The following is an 896-nucleotide window of genomic DNA, read 5'->3' as shown; positions in this document are numbered from 1 at the left end:
ACATAAGTTGAACATCATTGTATAATAAGTCGAGGAATTTATTATCGATATATTATGATAACGCGTGAACTAGCCCACTTTGTGTGTACAGAATCTACTTTAACAGCCAGCATGGATAATATTTTAGATACTACTCTTGCGAACGTCTATGTGAAAGATATAAAAGGGCGCTATTTAGACTGCAACCATACCATGTTATGCGTTAACAAGATGCAAACAGAAGAGATAAAGGGAAAAATGGACACTGATTTGTTATGGAAAGAACAAGCTCCCATCCTCATCAAAAATGATGCAACGATTATCCAACAGAAGCAAGTGAAAACCTTTATTGAAGCCGTTCAGTTCGATAATGGCCCTTTACGGCACTACATGAGTCGAAAGGCACCCTTGTATACACGACAAGGCAAGATCATTGGCATAGTGGGGATCTCGTTTTTGATTGACTCTGACACCCCATTGTTTACGGCGATACACGAGCCAAGCACTACAGGTCACGATAATCCATCTCATTCGTCGACTCAAAATTCTAACAATCAGCTCACAACGAAGCAAATTAAATGCTTGTATTATTTGGTTCAAGGAATGACAATAAAACAAATTGGTCAACAATTAAATCTCTCTCCGAGAACTGTTGAAGACCATCTTAATGCAGCTAAAAATAAACTCAACTGCTATAGCCGAAGTGAGTTAATCACCAAAGCATTACAGTTGCCGATGATTAGAAATCAATTGTAACGCGGTGTGTGCCTGTTTACTGCTTACTCTTGTTTCCTGCTAAAGTTAGTTAAATGGACAGTTTGATTGTTTTGTCCTTTGACTCATGTAAATATACATGATCAATTTTTTCGATCCTCAATAGAAAGGAGATGAGTAAATGAAAAAATTTCATGTCTTAC

General features: G+C 37.3%; 1 protein-coding gene. It reads left to right on the top strand.

Annotated elements, in window-relative coordinates:
- The first annotated feature begins 54 nt into the window (after positions 1-54).
- On the top strand, positions 55-735 hold the full coding sequence (locus tag OQJ26_RS19295) for a helix-turn-helix transcriptional regulator (protein ID WP_265705287.1): 681 nt from the start codon (positions 55-57) through the stop codon (positions 733-735).
- Positions 736-896 lie beyond the last annotated feature (161 nt).

Origin of the sequence: Legionella sheltonii (assembly GCF_026191355.1) — a bacterium.
GTDB lineage: Bacteria > Pseudomonadota > Gammaproteobacteria > Legionellales > Legionellaceae > Legionella > Legionella sheltonii.
Note: the sequence above shows the minus strand (reverse complement) of the source record. Positions and strands in the feature narration are given on the sequence as shown.

What these genes read in the sequence shown, in the direction of transcription:
- OQJ26_RS19295 (WP_265705287.1), top strand. Translation starts at nt 55, where the DNA reads ATGATAACGCGTGAACTAGCCCACTTTGTGTGTACAGAATCTACTTTA.